The sequence below is a fragment of the Kitasatospora sp. NPDC059747 genome (assembly GCF_042732955.1).
Lineage (GTDB): Bacteria > Actinomycetota > Actinomycetes > Streptomycetales > Streptomycetaceae > Kitasatospora.
Map to the genome: position 1 here is coordinate 22,512 of NZ_JBHWGV010000094.1, position 15,469 is coordinate 37,980.

The 15,469-nt window shown below is 74.2% G+C and carries 13 protein-coding genes; 6 read left to right on the forward strand and 7 right to left on the reverse strand.

Annotation, left to right across the window (positions count from 1 at the left end; genetic code table 11):
* The first annotated feature begins 132 nt into the window (after window positions 1–132).
* From ACFV4G_RS31980 to ACFV4G_RS32000, 5 genes are all read left to right on the forward strand, one after another.
* Window positions 133–978, forward strand: a complete 846-nt coding sequence (locus ACFV4G_RS31980) for an ATP-grasp domain-containing protein (protein WP_380445635.1) — start codon at window positions 133–135, stop codon at window positions 976–978.
* 114 nt (window positions 979–1,092) lie between these two features.
* Window positions 1,093–1,500: a RidA family protein gene (locus ACFV4G_RS31985; RefSeq protein ID WP_380445636.1), complete on the forward strand. Its 408-nt coding sequence runs from the start codon at window positions 1,093–1,095 to the stop codon at window positions 1,498–1,500.
* Window positions 1,501–1,807: 307 nt separating this feature from the next.
* Entirely contained in the window at window positions 1,808–4,111 is a 2,304-nt protein-coding gene (locus ACFV4G_RS31990) for a glycosyl hydrolase family 18 protein (protein ID WP_380445637.1), read from the forward strand.
* Between the two features lie 247 nt (window positions 4,112–4,358).
* Window positions 4,359–4,574 (forward strand): hypothetical protein, encoded by a 216-nt coding sequence (locus ACFV4G_RS31995; protein ID WP_380445638.1) that lies wholly within the window; start codon window positions 4,359–4,361, stop codon window positions 4,572–4,574.
* Between the two features lie 187 nt (window positions 4,575–4,761).
* Window positions 4,762–5,496 carry a hypothetical protein gene (locus tag ACFV4G_RS32000; RefSeq protein ID WP_380445640.1) on the forward strand — a complete coding sequence of 245 codons (735 nt, stop codon included), beginning with the start codon at window positions 4,762–4,764 and terminating at the stop codon, window positions 5,494–5,496.
* 64 nt (window positions 5,497–5,560) lie between these two features.
* On the opposite strand, the gene ACFV4G_RS32005 is transcribed toward ACFV4G_RS32000, so the two are convergent.
* A complete protein-coding gene (locus tag ACFV4G_RS32005; RefSeq protein WP_380445649.1) occupies window positions 5,561–6,772 on the reverse strand; it encodes a geranylgeranyl reductase family protein in 1,212 nt (403 codons plus the stop codon).
* Between the two features lie 389 nt (window positions 6,773–7,161).
* Here ACFV4G_RS32005 and ACFV4G_RS32010 point away from each other — a divergent pair, with 389 nt between their 5' ends.
* The gene (locus ACFV4G_RS32010; RefSeq protein WP_380445641.1) at window positions 7,162–8,526 is read left to right on the forward strand and encodes a dipeptidase; all 1,365 of its coding nucleotides are present in this window, start codon (window positions 7,162–7,164) and stop codon (window positions 8,524–8,526) included.
* Here ACFV4G_RS32010 and ACFV4G_RS32015 read toward each other — a convergent pair.
* The 6 genes from ACFV4G_RS32015 to ACFV4G_RS32040 form a co-directional block, all read right to left on the reverse strand.
* Window positions 8,477–9,484: a DUF4184 family protein gene (locus ACFV4G_RS32015; protein WP_380445642.1), complete on the reverse strand. Its 1,008-nt coding sequence runs from the start codon at window positions 9,482–9,484 to the stop codon at window positions 8,477–8,479. The two genes, ACFV4G_RS32010 and ACFV4G_RS32015, sit on opposite strands and share 50 nt — an antisense overlap.
* A 166-nt stretch (window positions 9,485–9,650) precedes the next feature.
* Entirely contained in the window at window positions 9,651–10,718 is a 1,068-nt protein-coding gene (locus tag ACFV4G_RS32020; RefSeq protein WP_380445643.1) for an NUDIX domain-containing protein, read from the reverse strand.
* A 562-nt stretch (window positions 10,719–11,280) separates the two neighbouring features.
* Window positions 11,281–12,165 carry a C40 family peptidase gene (locus ACFV4G_RS32025; RefSeq protein ID WP_380445644.1) on the reverse strand — a complete coding sequence of 295 codons (885 nt, stop codon included), beginning with the start codon at window positions 12,163–12,165 and terminating at the stop codon, window positions 11,281–11,283.
* A 226-nt stretch (window positions 12,166–12,391) separates the two neighbouring features.
* On the reverse strand, window positions 12,392–13,846 hold the full coding sequence (locus ACFV4G_RS32030; protein ID WP_380445645.1) for an acyl-CoA synthetase: 1,455 nt from the start codon (window positions 13,844–13,846) through the stop codon (window positions 12,392–12,394).
* 199 nt (window positions 13,847–14,045) lie between these two features.
* Window positions 14,046–15,008, reverse strand: a complete 963-nt coding sequence (locus ACFV4G_RS32035; protein ID WP_380445647.1) for an electron transfer flavoprotein subunit alpha/FixB family protein — start codon at window positions 15,006–15,008, stop codon at window positions 14,046–14,048.
* A 48-nt stretch (window positions 15,009–15,056) separates the two neighbouring features.
* On the reverse strand, window positions 15,057–15,469 hold a 413-nt coding region (locus ACFV4G_RS32040), incomplete at its 5' end, for an electron transfer flavoprotein subunit beta/FixA family protein (RefSeq protein ID WP_380445648.1).

The window sequence follows — 15,469 nt, forward strand, 5'->3', positions numbered from 1 at the left end:
CCGTCCGGGGGTGCCCGGACGGCGCCCGCACGACTCTGGCACGCCCACCGGCCCCTCGGCCAGAGCCACCGGGGACGCAATGGGCGGAAAACCGGTGGTGGGCGCCACACCGCCGGCGGCACCATCGACGCCATGAGCACCATGAACGCCCCCGCACCCACGCCGCCCCGAGCCATGCCCGGGACCGGGGCCGCCGGCGCCGTCCTGCTCCTCGCGCCACGGATCAACGAGACCGGCCTCCAGCTGCGCACCGCCGCCGGCCGCCGCGGCCTGCGCGCGTTCACGGCGACGTCGTGGCAGGCGCCGGAGGAACTGCTCGGTTCGACGGCACCCGTGCACGTATACGGCGGGCCGCTGTTCGGCGACGCCGTCGGACGGGCGCTCGGGCTCGCGCTCCTGGAGCCGTCCGCCACCTGGCTCGGCGACCTGCCGCGCGAGCTGACCGGGCGCCGGGTGTCCTGCACGACGCTGGCCGAGGCGCGGGAGCTGCGCGGTCCCGCGTTCGTCAAGCCGCCGGCGGACAAGGTGTTCGCCGCCCGCGTCTACGAGGACGGTGCCGCGCTGCCCGGGCCCGAGGTGCTGGACGGCGACACGCCGGTGCAGGTGAGCGAGGTGGTGCGGTTCCGGCGCGAGTACCGGCTGTTCGTCCTGGACGGCACCGTCCGGGCCGCCTCCCGGTACGCGGTGGACGGGGAACTGAGCGTCGCACCGCTCGGCGCGGACGCGGGCGAGGTCCTCGCGTTCGCCGCCGACGTCCTCGCCGACGGGCCCGGTCTGCCCAGCGCCGCCGTGGTGGACGTCGGCCCGACGGACGGAGGTTGGGCCGTGGTCGAGGCCAACGCGGCCTGGGCCAGCGGTGGTTACGCCGCCGACCCGGAGGGCGTCCTGGACGTCGTGCTGCGCGCCGCCGGACCGCTCGCGCAACTCCCCGCCGCCGACCGCCCGTTCCTGCGCGACCTGCCCGAGATCGTGCGCTGATCCCTGGCGGGTCGCGCGTCCCGCAGCCACCCCTCCCGCCCGTACGTCACGCTCCTCCGAGGAAAGGCGAAAGGCGGGTGCGGCAGCGTCCCGCCATGCGCCACGATGGCCCGCATGACCACCAACCAGCACCTCACCCACATCACCGAGCCGCCCGGCGTCGCCCCCGGCACCGGCTACACCCAGGTCGTCACCGGCACCGGCCGCCTGGTCCAGGTCTCCGGCCAGGTGGCCTTCGACGAGCACCGCAACCTCGTCGGCGTGGGCGACCCGAAGGCGCAGGCGCGCCAGGTGTTCGAGAACCTGCGCCGCTGCCTGGCCGCGGCCGGCGCCGGCTTCGACGACGTCGTGAAGTTCACCATCTTCGTCACCGACATCGCCTACCTGCCCGCCATCCGCGAGGCCCGCGACGAGCACGTGAACACCGCCAACCCGCCGGCCAGCTCCGCGGTGCAGGTCGCGGCGCTGTTCCTGCCCGAGGTGCTGATCGAGATCGAGGCGTTCGCCCTCGTCCAGGAGTAGGCCGCCACCAAGCCCCCGACACACCCCTGGGTTCCCGCCCACCAAGCCCCCGACACACCCCTGGTTCCCGCCGCCCGCGCCCACCGGACGGCGGGAACCTTGGCGAGGTCCGCCCCCACCCGCCCGCCCCCACCCGCGGCGCCGTCCACCAAGCAACTCCCCAGTGGTTCAGACCTGTTGACGCATTGGTCCAGTCCTCCTACAGTGCCCATGCCCCGCCCCCCACGGCGCGGGCACCGATCGCACACGGATCACCAGCACCGGTTCTAGTCCACCCTGTCCAACCCCCACAGACACAGGGAGAACCATGTCCGCTCGATCGCGGGCGGGGCGCCCACGCGTGCGCAGCAGGCTGCTCGCGCTGCTCTCCGTCCTGCTCCTCCCCCTGGCCGCGCTCACCGCGCTGGCCACCCCGGCCCAGGCCACGGGCAGGCTGACCGCCGTCTTCACCACCGCCGACAACGGCTCGTGGTGGCAGGGCACGTACGTCGTCCACAACGACAACGCGGCCGCCGTCACCGGCTGGACGCTGGAGTTCGACCTCCCGGCCGGTGTCACCATCGGCAACACCTACAACGGCACGGCCACCGTGAACGGCCGGCACGTCACGGCCACCAACGCGTTCTACAACGCGAGCGTCCCCGCGCACGGCACCACCGAGCCGTACAGCTTCTGGTTCGTGGGCAGCGGCCCTGTCGCCACGCCCCTCAACTGTCGTGTCAACGGCGACAAGTGCGACGGCAGCGCCGATGTCCCGCCGTCCGCGCCCGGTACGCCGTCGGTCACCGAGTCGACGGCGCACACGCTCACGCTCGGCTGGCCGGCCGCGACCGCCGGGGACTTCCCGGTCGCCTCGTACGACGTGCTGAACGGCGCCACCGTCGTCGGCTCCAGCGCCACCACCAGTGCCGTGGTCACGGGCCTCACCCCGGCTACCACGTACACGCTCACCGTCCGCGCCAAGGACACCCGCGGCAACACGAGCGGGCCGAGCGCGCCCGTCACCGCCGCCACCTTCGACCCGTCGACCGACCCGAATCCGCCCACGACACCTGCCAACCTCCGCGCCACTGCGGTGAGTTCGTCCGACGTCACGCTCGCCTGGAACGCCTCGACCGACAGCGTCCGCGTCGCCGCGTACGACGTCTACCAGGGGGGCACCCTCGCGGTGACGGTCGGCGGGAGCACGCTCACGGCCACCGTCGGCGGCCTCTCCCCGTCCACCGCCTACACGTTCACCGTCAAGGCCCGCAATCCGGGCGACGTCTCCTCGCCCGCGTCCGCACCGCTCGCCGTCACCACCTCAGACCTGGTCGGTGCCGGGAAGTACGCCCGCGTCGGCTACTTCGTCCAGTGGGGCATCTACGGCCGCCAGTACTTCGTCAAGAACCTCGACACCTCCGGCAGCGCAGCCAAGCTCGACGTCGTCAACTACGCCTTCGAGAACATCGATCCGACCAACCTGACCTGCCTGGCCGGCGTCACCAAGGGCACCACGTCCAACCCCCAGGACCCCGGCCAGGGGACGGGCGCGGGCGACGCCGACGCCGACTACGCCCGCCCGATGAGCGCCGACCAGTCGGTGGACGGCGTCGCCGACGACGGCTGGGGCAAACTCCGCGGCAACTTCAACCAGTTGAAGAAGCTCAAGGCCAAGTACCCGAACCTGAAGGTGGTCGTCTCGCTCGGCGGCTGGACGTACTCCACGTTCTTCTCGGACGTCGCCGCGAGCGACGCCTCCCGGCAGAAGTTCGTCCGGTCCTGCATCGACGTGTGGATCAAGGGCAACCTGCCCGCCTACAACGGCGCGGGCGGCCCCGGCACGGCGGCCGGGATCTTCGACGGCATCGACCTCGACTGGGAGTGGCCCGGCTCCGGCGACGGCCACGCGGGCAACCACTGGAGCGCCGACGACAAGACGAACCTGACCCTGCTGCTGGCCGAGTTCCGCAAGCAGCTCGACGCGCTGGGCGGCCCGCACCGGCTGCTCACCGCCTTCACCCCGGCCGACCCGGCGAAGATCGGCGCGGGCTGGGACCTCACGAAGATCTTCGACTCCCTCGACATCGCCAACGTCCAGGGCTACGACTTCCACGGCTCCGGCAGCGACAACTCGTGGGAGCCCAACCGCACCGGCCACCAGGCCAACCTCAACGCCGACCCCAAGGACCCGTACCCGTTCCACTTCAGCGTGGACGCGGCGGTCCAGGCCTACCTCGGGGCCGGCGCCAACCCGCGCAAGCTCACCATCGGCTTCCCGTTCTACGCCCGCGGCTGGCAGGGCGTGGCCGACGGCGGCGCGTCCGGCGCCTGGCAGTCCGCGAACGGGGCGGCGCCGGGCCAGTTCGCGGAGGAGGCCGGCACCCGCGGGTACGGCAACCTCATCACCAGCGTCCCGGACCTGACCGTCCACCACGACCCGCAGGCCGTCGCGACCTACGGCTACACGGGCACCGGCGGCCAGTGGTGGACGTTCGACGACGCCTGGTCGATCGCCGGAAAGACGGCCTACCTCAAGTCCAAGAACCTCCTGGGCGGCATGATCTGGGAGATGTCCGGCGACACCCCGACCGGCACCCTGATGTCCGCGATCGACACCGGCCTCCAGTAGCCGGGCCGGCACCCTGCCGGGGCCGCGAGGGAACCACCTCGCCAGGCCCCGGCACTTCCATGTCCGGCACAAATCAAACGAGTTGAGTCACCATCAGATGACGCACGTCTCACGACACCCGAGAGACAAGACGAGCGCGGCACGCTACGCTGGGACGGCGTCACCCCTCCCCACCCTGACCGGGCCCGGCACAGGGTCGGGCTCGCGGCCCCGGGTTTCCCGGAGCCGAACCTCCCGGGGAGGGACCATGGGAAAGCGCTCGTCGCCGCCCGGCGACCTGCGTGGCAAGGCCCGCACGGCGGGGATGCACCTGCGTCGGGCGTACGAGGCCACGGGAACGTGGCTGCAGTCGCCCGCCGGAAGGTTCACGGTCCGGATCGCGGTCGATCTCCTGAAGCTGTACGTGCGCGTCAAGGGGATCGACACCGAACTGCCGTCCGGCACCGACCCCCTCGAGCGGTGAGATGACCACGGCCCCGCCCTGCAGATTGGACCCTCGGGGCGGGTTCGTGTTGCTCAACCAGCCACGATACGCGGTCCGCGATCGGCGCACCACGCCCAGCGCATTGTCGCTCGACCATCACGAGACAATGCGAGACGGCGAGACACTGCGAGACAGGACGGCGAACGGATCGGGGGAACGGCGGGCCATGGCCGAGGAAACGCAGGACGTCACACGGCGCGGCCGCCCGTGGGGCCCGATCCGGGGCGAGTCGCCCGAAGTCAGGGCGCTGGCAATGGAGCTGCGGTCATGGGTCGACAAGGCCGGCCTCTCGATCAGCGAACTCGCGCAGCGCCTGCCGCACGGCCGGGCGACGATCGCCCGCCGGCTCGCTGGTACCAATCTGGCGAGTGACTGGGACTTCGTCGTCGACCTCCTCAGGGCGACGACCGTGCCCGAGTCCGAGCTCCGCGCACGCCGGCGCGCAGGCGCGCGACAGCTCTGGGAGCGGGCTGCGCACAGCGCTACCCTCACCCGCCTCCCGGCCGAACAGGATCCGCCCATCGCCATCGCGACGCGCCTTCCTGCCGAGCAGGATCCGCCCTCCGAGGGCCAGTTCAGCAGTGGTGGCGGCGTTGTCATCTCCGGCACGGTCCACGGCGGCATCAACATCACGGCGCCCGAACCGGGCGAGGCCCTCGCGACCGTCCAACAGCAGCTGATCGCGGCCCAGGAACGCGTGATCGCCCTGATGGACGAGCTCATCGCCGCGCAGCAGCGGAACCGCGAACTCACCGACCAACTGAGCCGGTCCCATGCCGTGCTCGAGTCCTTTCTCCGCTCCGTGAACGAGCAAGGAGAGGAGGAACCGTCCGCCGAGCGGCTGCGCGCCGGTATCGCCCGGACGCTCGACGCGCTCCCCTCCCCACGGGAACAGAGCTGAGGGCCGGCGCTCCCCTCCGAGGAACGCCGGCCCTCCCGCCCTACAGGAGCAACGCCCTGCGGGACTACCGCGAGGCCAGCGCCGACAGCCTGCGCGCCGCGCGGTACTGGCGCAGCACCTGGGCGAAGGTCGTGTGCCCCTGGGTCGTGCGGGCGAAGGCGCGCCAGGCGGCCGGCACCAGGCAGACCGCGGCGTGGAACAGGTACGGCCGGCGCTCGAAGGCCGCCAGCAGCTGCTTGCCCGCCCGCATCTCCACCCCCAGGCCCGCCTTGATGGCGAACGCGTAGTTGAGCGCCTCGCGCCGCACCCCGGCCGCGTCGCCCGCCTCGGCGACCTTCACCGCCCACTCGCCGGCCAGCCGGCCCGAGCGCAGCGCGTACGAGATGCCCTCGCGGGTCCACGGCTCCAGCAGGCCGGCCGCGTCCCCGGCGACCAGCACCCGGCCGCGCGAGAGCGGCGAGTCCTCGGCCCGGCAGCGGGTCAGGTGGCCGGACTCGACGCTCGGCGTGAAGCCGGACAGGCCCAGCCGTCGGACGTAGTCGGCGAGGTACTGCTTCGTCCCCTCCCCGTCGCCGCGCGCCGAGATGACGCCGACGGTCAGGCTGCTCGACTCGGTCTTCGGGAAGACCCAGCCGTAACTGCCGGGCAGCGGGCCCCAGTCGAGGTGGATCCGGCCCGCCCAGTCGGCGGCGACCTGCGGCGGCACCGGGATCTCCGCCTCCAGGCCCAGGTCGATCTGGTCGAAGGTGACGCCCACGTGCCGGCCGATCCGGCTGGCGCTGCCGTCCGCGCCGACCACCGCGCGCGCCTCGAACCGGCGCCCGTCGGCGGCCGTCACCAGCGCCGTGCGGTGGTCCCCGCCGCGCTGTTCGACGCCGGTGACGGTCACACCGGTGACCAGCACGGCGCCCGCCTGCTTGGCCGCCTGCACCAGGCGCAGGTCGAACTCGTCGCGGTTGACCAGGCCGAACAGCATCCGCTTCGAACGCTGCGTCCGGGTGTACTGCCCGCGGTAGGCGAAGGTGACGGCGTGCACGCGGTCCTGGAGCGGCAGCCGGAAGTCCGGCGGCAGGCTGTCCCGGGAGGGGCCGATGATCCCGCCGCCGCAGGTCTTGTAGCGGGGGTGCTCGGCCTTGTCGAGCAGCAGCACCCGGCGGCCCTGGACGGCGGCGGCGTGCGCGGCCGAGGCCCCGGCCGGTCCGGCGCCGACCACCACGACGTCCCAGACGCCGTCGACCGCGTCGAGCGCGTCGGCTGCGTCACGCGAGTCGACCACGTCGGCTGCGTCACCCGAGTCGAGCGTGTCGGGCCCCGGATCCGACGGACCGTCGGAAGGCCGGACGAGTCTCTCGGGCGCCTCGGACGCTTCCGACGCCTCGGACGCCGTCGGCAGTTCGGACGCCTCGGCGTCGAGCGGGCTGCGGGAATCGGAGCTTCCGGAGTCAGTCACGTCGAGCAATCCTATGCGTCCGCACCGGTCCCTGCCGAGCCGCACCACACCACGGCGACCGCCCCGCACCACACCGGCGCACCACACCGCCGCACCCGCACCGCCCCCTCACCCGCCCACCCCCGCCCGCCGCTCCGCCTATGATCGGCGGTACCCCAACCGCCCGTACCCGCCCGGACCATCCCTCGGGCGGCCCCGTCCCCGGAGCAGCCCCGATGTCACAGCCCCTGGCCGACGCCGTCCGGTCCCTGATGGACCGCGCCCGCACCGACCTCGCCGAGCTGGTCGCCTTCCCGTCGGTCGCCGACCCGCGCCAGTTCCCGGTCGAGGAGTGCGAGAAGGCCGCGCGCTGGACCGCCGAGGCGTTCGCCGCCGAGGGCCTGACCAACGTGCAGCTGATCGACACCCCGGACGGCACCCAATCCGTCTACGCCGAGCTCCCCGGCCCCGAGGGCGCGCCGACGGTCCTGCTGTACTCGCACTACGACGTCCAGCCGCCGCTCGACGAGGACGCCTGGCTGAGCCCCGCCTTCGAACTGACCGAGCGTGACGGCCGCTGGTACGGCCGCGGCGCGGCCGACTGCAAGGGCAACATCCTGATGCACCTGACCGCCCTGCGCGCCCTGCGCCAGGTGTACGGAGACGCGTACCCGGTCGGCCTGAAGATCATCGTCGAGGGCTCGGAGGAGCAGGGCACCGGCGGCCTCCAGCAGTACGCCGAGGCGCACCCGGAGCTCCTCACCGCCGACGTCATCGTCATCGGCGACACCGGCAACTTCGCCCCCGGCCTGCCCACCGTCACCGCGTCGCTGCGCGGCATGACGGTCGTCGAGGTCTCCCTCACCACCCTCGCCGGCAACCTGCACTCCGGCGCCTTCGGCGGCGCCGCCCCGGACGCGCTGCAGTCCCTCGTGAAGGTGCTCGCCTCGCTGCACGACGAGAACGGCGACGTCGCCGTCGCCGGGCTGGCCACCGGCCAGACCTGGGAGGGCGTCCAGTACCCGGAGGAGCAGTTCCGCGCCGACGCCAAGGTGCTGGACGGCGTCGCCCTCACCGGTACCGGCTCCGTCGCCGACCGGCTCTGGGCCCGCCCGTCCGTCACCGTCCTCGGCATCGACGCCCCGCCGGTGATCGGCGCGACCTCGTCCGTGCAGGCCGCCGCCAAGGCGCTCGTGAGCCTGCGGGTGCCGCCGGGCACCGACTCGGCCGCCGCCCAGGACCTGCTGGTCGGCCACCTGGAGGCGCACGTGCCGCTCGGCGCGCACCTGACGGTCGAGCGCCAGGGCAACGGCGCGGCGTTCAGCGCCGACACCACCGGCCCGGCCTACGAGGCGATGGGCAAGGCCATGGCCGAGGCCTTCGGCACCCCGATGGTCGTCTCCGGCGAGGGCGGTTCGATCCCGCTCTGCGACACGCTGCGCACGCTGTACCCGCAGGCCGAGATCGTGCTGATCGGCGTGGAGGAGCCGACCACCCAGATCCACGCGGTCAACGAGAGCGTGGACCCGAAGGAGCTGGAGCTGATGGCCCTCAGCGAGGCCCTGTTCCTGCGTCACTACGCCGAGCTGCGCTCCGCCTGACGGACGTTGTGCCCGCCCCCGCGGCGGGCACGCGCCGCCCCGAGGACACACCTGCCGACCCACCGGACGGCCCACTGGACGATGCACCGGCCGATGCACCGCCCGGTGCCCCCGGGGACGCACCGGGCACCGCGCCCGCCGCCCGGCCGGCGGCTGCTCCCAGTCGCCGGCCCCTGGCCGCCACCACGGCCGCGACGGCCGCCGCGTAACCGGCCGCACCCACCGCGAGCCCGGCCCCGGCGCCGAAGCAGAACTCCGGGATCAGGCCGCGGCGCAACGGGCTGATCCGGTGCGCCACCCCGGCCGCCGTCGCCAGGCCCAGCGCCACGACGGCGGCCCTCCGGCCCGTCGGCGAGAGCGCGACGGCGGGCCGCACCGGCTCGACGGCCCGCGCCGCGCGCACCGCCCAGCCGCCCACGGCCGCGAGCGCGAGGGCCGAACTCCCGTACTGCAGAGCCGAGTAGAGCGGCACACCGGCCACCTCCCGGTCGAGCACCGGCAGCAGCCGCACCCCCAACCGCCCCTCGTGGGTGAAGGCGTCCCACCCCACGTGCGTGGCCGCGCCGACCGCCGCCGACACCGCGAACCACCCCGCTCGTGCCGCCGCCTCCGGGCCGCCACGGCGCGCCACCGCCATCACGCCACCGCGCGGAACCGTCAGCGCCTCCGCCGCTCCCGCCCACCGCTCGGGCAGCAGCGCCACCAGCGGCCCACGCAGAAGCCCGTGCCAGCCCGCCACCAGCGCGCCCGCGACCGCCACGTCCAGCGTCGGCACCGCCCACCACCGGTGCGTCAACCCGCCGTGCCCGTACACCCCGGGCAGCAGGGACTCGGCGAAGAACGGCACGTCGGGCGCCATCGACCCGGCGACCAGCGCCGACGCCACGAGCGGCCCGCGCTCCCCGGCGGCGCGCAGCAGGGGCAGGACGGCGGCGGGGTGGCTGAACGTGAACGGCATGCGCCCATCCTGCCCGCTCCCACCCCGGCCCGCCGACCGCCCACGCCCTACCGTTTGGAGCCGCTCCGCCGTTCCGGGGCACTCCGCCGCCCCGCGCCCCACTGCTCCGCCACCCCTCGCCCCTCGCCCCTCGCGCCGGGCCCTCGCACCGGGCCCCGCGCACCGCCTACGCCGCGTCCGCCGCCCTGGCCAGCCCCGCCGCGACCCGCCGCCCCGCCTCCAGGTACCGCAGCTCCCCGCTGCGCCGGGCGTCCAGCGTCGCGGCCAGCCGCCGGTACCGGCTCGGCGGCAGCAGGTCGGCGGCCTCGTCCAGCGTGACGAAGCGGCAGTTCCGCAGTTCCTCCCGCTGGAGCAGGAGCCCCTGCCGGGCGGTGGCGTCCAGCAGCCCGCCGTCGTACATGAGCCGCAGGCCGCCGCGGCGGGGCCCGGTGCGCGGCTCCCAGTCGACGGCGAGCAGCCGCAGGGCGGCCGGGTCGAGCCGCAGGCCGAGTTCCTCGGCGGTCTCGCGCAGGGCGGCGTCGGTGGGGGCCTCGCCGCGTTCGACGACGCCGCCCGGGAAGTCCCAGTCGGGCTTGTAGACCGGATCGACGAGGAGCACGCGGTCCTGCTCGTCGAAGAACAGGACGGCGGAGGCGACGGTGTCCTCGGTCGGGTCGGGCGTCTGGACGATCGGGCAGCGGGCGGCGCCGTCGCGGACGAGGTCGGCGATCCGTTCGGCGGTCTCGCGCGGCGTGAGCCCGCCGGTGTCGAGCGCGCGGGCGTCGCGCAGCAGCCATCGCCGGGCGGCGCGGTAGCGCGGCAGGTGCTCCAGGCCCCACCGGCGGACCCGGTCGCTGGCCTCGGGGTCGCCCGGGCACGCGTCGCGCTGCTCGATGCGCTCGCGCAGGATCGTTTCTTCGGGATCCAGGACGACGTGGTGCACCGCGATGCCGTGCGAGGCCAGGTCGCCGAAGATCTCGTCCCGGTAGTCCTCTCTGAGCAGAGTCATCGGGACCACCAGGGGGCCCGGCACCTCGCCGAGCAGCGCGGCCGCCACCTCGGGGACGAGCCGGCGCCAGGCCGGCAGGTCCTGGAAGTCCGACACCGCCGACAGCCGGTCGGCCGGGAGCATCCCCCGCAGCCCGGCCCCCACCAGCTCGGGGTCGAACAGCGTGCTCCCGGGAAGCAGTTCCACCAACTCGCGGCAGGCGCTGGTCTTGCCCGCCCCGAACGTGCCATTGACCCAGACGATCACAACGTCCCCTGCCCCTCGACTTCCCCCGATGCCGTTCGCACCGGGCGGCGCCCCCGTCGTCGAACCAGCGCCACCCGTGGTGGTACCCCCGCCGCGCGGCTCCCCATACCTTCCCGCGCCCTCCACTGCGCCGCCCCGGCCTGCCCTGTGACAGCGGCATGTGCCCAGGCCAGGAGCCCCGGCGGCGGACAGCGCCGACCGTTCGCGCAGGCCTCCGTGCGCGCTTCGCACGCCTACGGCCCGCCCCCGCCGCGCCCCATCAAGCCGGCTCGCGCGCCGATACAACGGCGCTCACACAACGGCACACGCCCCACGCGCACCACCCCCGCGCACGACCGTACGCCCTCCACGTCCCCGCCCTCGCACCGGATCCCCCGACACCCGCCGCCGACCCGCACCGCCACCGAGCCGAGCCGAGCCGTCACCGTGGTCGACACCACCGGCGCCCGCGGGGCCCTCCCCCGCCCGACGGACCTCTGACCCGTCACCTCCCGAGGTCAATGTCCTTACACGGAAAGGGCGTTCGGGCCCGAACAGGTCCGAACGCCCTCCGCTCACACGGCTACGGACGCCCCATGTAGGCCGGGTAGTAGCCGCTGCTGATGCCCGAGATCCGGATGTTGGTCCCCGGCCGGGCCGCCTCGACGTACTGGTTGTTGCCCAGGTAGATCGCCACGTGCTGGATGCCCCGCCTCGTGCCGTCGGGCGACCAGAACAGCAGGTCGCCGCGGCGCAGCTGGCCCGCGTTGATCGGCGTGGTCGCCTCGTACTGGTCGTTGGCCACCCGCGGCAGGTCGATGCCGCCGCGCCGGAACGCCTGCTGCACCAGGCCGGAGCAGTCGTAGCCGTCCGGCCCGTTGCCCGCGATCTCGAAGGGCTTGCCGAGCTGCGCGAGCGCGAACTGGATCGCCGTCTCGACGTTCCGGTCCGCCGCGGGCGGCGCCGCGCTGGAGGAGGACGACGAGGACGAGCCCCCTCCTCCCGTGCGGTTGAGGTAGATGTCGTAGTGGGTGGTCCAGCGCCACTCGCCCTTGCTGTTCTTGAACCAGTACCGCGACCCGTCCCAGCCCTGCTTGATCCCCCCGTTGGACTTCGCGCCGGAAGTCGAGGACGACGTCTTGGCCGTCGAGCCGCCCCCGGTGCGCGCCTTGTAGACGCTGTAGTGCGTCGTCCAGCGCCACTCGCCCTTGCTGTTCTTGAACCAGTACCGCGACCCGTCCCAGCCGGCGTGGGCCGGCGCCGACTCGGCGGACGCGGGGGTCACGCCGGTGCCGAGGCCGATCACACCCGCGCCGGCGACGATCACGGCCACCATGCCTATCCCGCGGCGCACCCGCCCGGCCCGGGAGGGACGGGCCGCGGCCCTGCGGTCGGCGGTGGGGGTGGTGGCGTGCTGCCGGGTCGGCTCGTCGGAGGCATCCGGTGCGCCGGTGTTGACGGTGGTCATCCTGCTGACTTCCTTCACTGCTGCGGAAACGCGGAGTGGTCCGAGCCGTCGAACCGACCCCAAAGGGGACGGACCGGACGATTCGGTCCTGTCGCGTGTCACGTTAGGCACGCGTCCGCACCCGGCGCGCAGTGGAGTGAGCCAAAGGAAGGGTCACGAAGGGTAAGCGCCGAACGGGGCATCAGGGTGAGCCCCCGTCACCGGAGCGGTTCCCGACGCCCCCTCATCACCGCTCGCCGGACTCCGCCAGCAGCTGCTTCTTGAGCACCTTTCCCATGGCGTTCCTTGGGAGTTCGGGCACCAGGACGACCCGCCGCGGCCGCTTGTGCACGGACAGCCGCTCGGCCACGAACGCCGTCAGCTGGTCCCCCGTCACCGGACCGTCCGCGATGACGTACGCGACGACGGCCTGCCCGAGGTCCTCGTCCGGCGCGCCGACCACCGCCGCGTCGGCGACGGCCGGGTGGTCGCGCAGCGCGGCCTCCACCTCGCCGGCGCCGATCCGGTAGCCGCCGCTCTTGATCAGGTCCACCGAGGCGCGGCCGACGATCCGGTGGAAGCCGTCCGGGCCGATCACCGCGACGTCGCCGGTGCGGAACCAGCCGTCCGCGGTCCACGCCTCGGCGTCGGCGTCCTGCCGGTTGAGGTAGCCGGAGAAGAGGGTCGGCCCGGCGACCTGCAGCTCGCCGACGGTCTCCCCGTCGGACGGCACGGGCGCGCCGTCCTCGCCGACCAGCCGGGTGCGGACGCCGTCCAGCGGCAGGCCGACGCTGCCGGGCCGGCGCTCGCCGTCGGCCCGGGTGCTGACGGTGATCAGCGACTCCGTCATCCCGTAGCGCTCGATGGGCGCGTGGCCGGTCAGCTCCGCGAGCCTCTCGAACACCGGGACGGGCAGCGGCGCGCTGCCCGAGACCAGCAGCCGGGCGCCGGCGAGGGCGGACGCGGCCTCCGGGTCCGCCGCCAGCCGGGACCAGACGGTCGGCACGCCGAAGTACAGGCTGCCACCGGCGGCCGCGTACCCGGCGGGAGTGGGCCGGCCGGTGTGGACGAGGCGGCTGCCGGTGCGCAGGGCGCCGAGCACGCCGAGCACCAGGCCGTGGACGTGGAAGAGCGGCAGACCGTGGACGAGCGTGTCCCCGGCGGTCCACTGCCAGGCGGCGGCGAGCGCGTCCAGGTCGGCGGCGACGGCCTCGCGGCGGATCACCGCACCCTTCGGCGCGCCCGTGGTACCGGAGGTGTAGAGGACGAACCCGGCGGCATCCCCGGCCGGCTCGGCGTACGTCGTCGCGGAACGCGCCGCCGGATCGACCGGCAGCGCCTCGACGCCGCCCACCGCGCCCGCCGCCGCGGCGCCCACCACGATGTCCTCGACCGCGCTGTCCCCGATGGCGTGCGCCAGCAGCGCGGCCCCCGAGTCGCGCAGGATGTGCTCGCGCTCCTTCGGCCCGGAGTCGGGCGGCAGCGGCACCACGGGCACGCCCGCCAACAGGCCGCCGACCACGGCGGTGACGGTCTCGACGCTCGGCCGCGCCAGCACCGCGAGCGCGGGGGCACCGGCGACCCGGTCGGCCACGGCGGTCGCCGCGCCCAGCAGGTCCTCCCGCGAGAACGCGCGCCCGTCGATCCGCAGCGCGTCGGCGGAGTCCCCGAAGCCGCCCTGAAGTGCCGTCAGCAGTGCCATGCGTCCGTCCTCGCCTCTCCACAGGTGTCGCGCCGACTCTACGGGCCCGCCGCGAACGCCCGGGAACAACGGGACGGGAACAGCGGCCCGGGACCAGCAGGACGGGACCAGCGGCCCGTGAACAGCGGGGCGGCCCGGGAACGCCGGAGGGCGCGGCACCGAGCACCCGGCACCACGCCCTCCGTCCCCGCGGGGCGGATCAGCCCTTGCGGGCCTTCACCTCGGCGGTGAGCTGCGGCAGGACGGCGAACAGGTCGCCGACGACGCCGTAGTCGACCAGCTCGAAGATCGGGGCCTCGGGGTCCTTGTTGACGGCCACGATGGTCTTCGAGGTCTGCATGCCGGCCCGGTGCTGGATCGCGCCGGAGATGCCGTTGGCCACGTACAGCTGCGGCGAGACCTGCTTGCCGGTCTGGCCGACCTGGCTGGTGTGCGGGTACCAGCCGGCGTCGACGGCGGCGCGCGAGGCGCCGACGGCCGCGCCGAGCGAGTCGGCGAGCTCCTCGACGACGCCGAAGCCCTCGGCGGCACCGACGCCGCGGCCGCCGGAGACCACGATGGCGGCCTCGGTCAGCTCCGGGCGGCCGGTGGACACGCGCGGGGTGCGCGAGACGACCTTGGCGGCGTTGCCGGTGAACTCCACCGACACGTCCTCGACCGCGCCGGCGGCCGGGGCGGCCTCCGGGGCGACGGCGTTCGGCTTGACGGCGATGACCGGCACGCCGTTGCTGACGCGCGAGTCGACGGTGTACGAGGCGGCGAACACCGACTGGGTGGCGACCGGGCCCTCGTCGCCCGCGCGGAGGTCCACCGCGTCGGTGATGATGCCGGAACCGAGGCGCAGGGCGACGCGGGCGGCGATCTCCTTGCCCTCACCGGACGAGGTGACCAGGACGGCGGCCGGGGCGCCGGCCTTGGCGATCTGGGCCAGGGCGTCCACCTTGGGGACGACCAGCTGGTCGGCGAACTCGGCGCCGTCGGCGACGTACACCTTCGCGGCGCCGAACTCGGCGGCCTTGGCGGCGATGTCGGCCGCGGCACCACCGGCACCGAGGACGACGGCCGACGGCTCGCCGATGCGGCGGGCCAGGGTCAGCAGCTCCAGGGCCGGCTTGCGGACGGCGCCGTCGGCGTGGTCGACCAGAACGAGAATCTCAGCCATTGCTCAATGTCTCCGTGTTTCGCTGGGGCGGGGTTTGGGGGGCGCGGCTCAGATGAACTTCTGGTCGGCGAGGAAGGCGGCGAGCTGCTTGCCGCCCTCACCCTCGTCCTTGACGACCGTGCCCGCGGTGCGCGCCGGACGCGCCACCACCGAGTCGACCGCCGTCCACGCGCCCGCCAGACCGACCTCGTCCGCCTCGATGCCCAGGTCGTCCAGGTCCAGCGACTGCACCGGCTTCTTCTTCGCCGCCATGATGCCCTTGAACGACGGGTACCGGGCCTCGCCCGACTGGTCCGTCACCGACACGACCGCCGGCAGCGACGCCTCGACCAGCTCCGTCGCCGCGTCACCGTCACGACGGCCCTTCACCACGCCGCCCTCGACCGACACCTCCGACAGCAGCGTCACCTGCGGCACACCCAGACGCTCCGCCAGCAGCGCCGGCAGCACACCCATCGAAC

Bases quoted from the DNA above. Each gene is read 5' to 3' on its own strand.
- ACFV4G_RS31980 (WP_380445635.1), top strand. From the start codon at position 133: ATGAGCACCATGAACGCCCCCGCACCCACGCCGCCCCGAGCCATGCCC.
- ACFV4G_RS31985 (WP_380445636.1), top strand. From the start codon at position 1,093: ATGACCACCAACCAGCACCTCACCCACATCACCGAGCCGCCCGGCGTC.
- ACFV4G_RS31990 (WP_380445637.1), top strand. From the start codon at position 1,808: ATGTCCGCTCGATCGCGGGCGGGGCGCCCACGCGTGCGCAGCAGGCTG.
- ACFV4G_RS31995 (WP_380445638.1), top strand. From the start codon at position 4,359: ATGGGAAAGCGCTCGTCGCCGCCCGGCGACCTGCGTGGCAAGGCCCGC.
- ACFV4G_RS32000 (WP_380445640.1), top strand. From the start codon at position 4,762: ATGGCCGAGGAAACGCAGGACGTCACACGGCGCGGCCGCCCGTGGGGC.
- ACFV4G_RS32010 (WP_380445641.1), top strand. From the start codon at position 7,162: ATGTCACAGCCCCTGGCCGACGCCGTCCGGTCCCTGATGGACCGCGCC.
- ACFV4G_RS32015 (WP_380445642.1), bottom strand. From the start codon at position 9,484: ATGCCGTTCACGTTCAGCCACCCCGCCGCCGTCCTGCCCCTGCTGCGC.
- ACFV4G_RS32025 (WP_380445644.1), bottom strand. From the start codon at position 12,165: ATGACCACCGTCAACACCGGCGCACCGGATGCCTCCGACGAGCCGACC.
- ACFV4G_RS32030 (WP_380445645.1), bottom strand. From the start codon at position 13,846: ATGGCACTGCTGACGGCACTTCAGGGCGGCTTCGGGGACTCCGCCGAC.
- ACFV4G_RS32035 (WP_380445647.1), bottom strand. From the start codon at position 15,008: ATGGCTGAGATTCTCGTTCTGGTCGACCACGCCGACGGCGCCGTCCGC.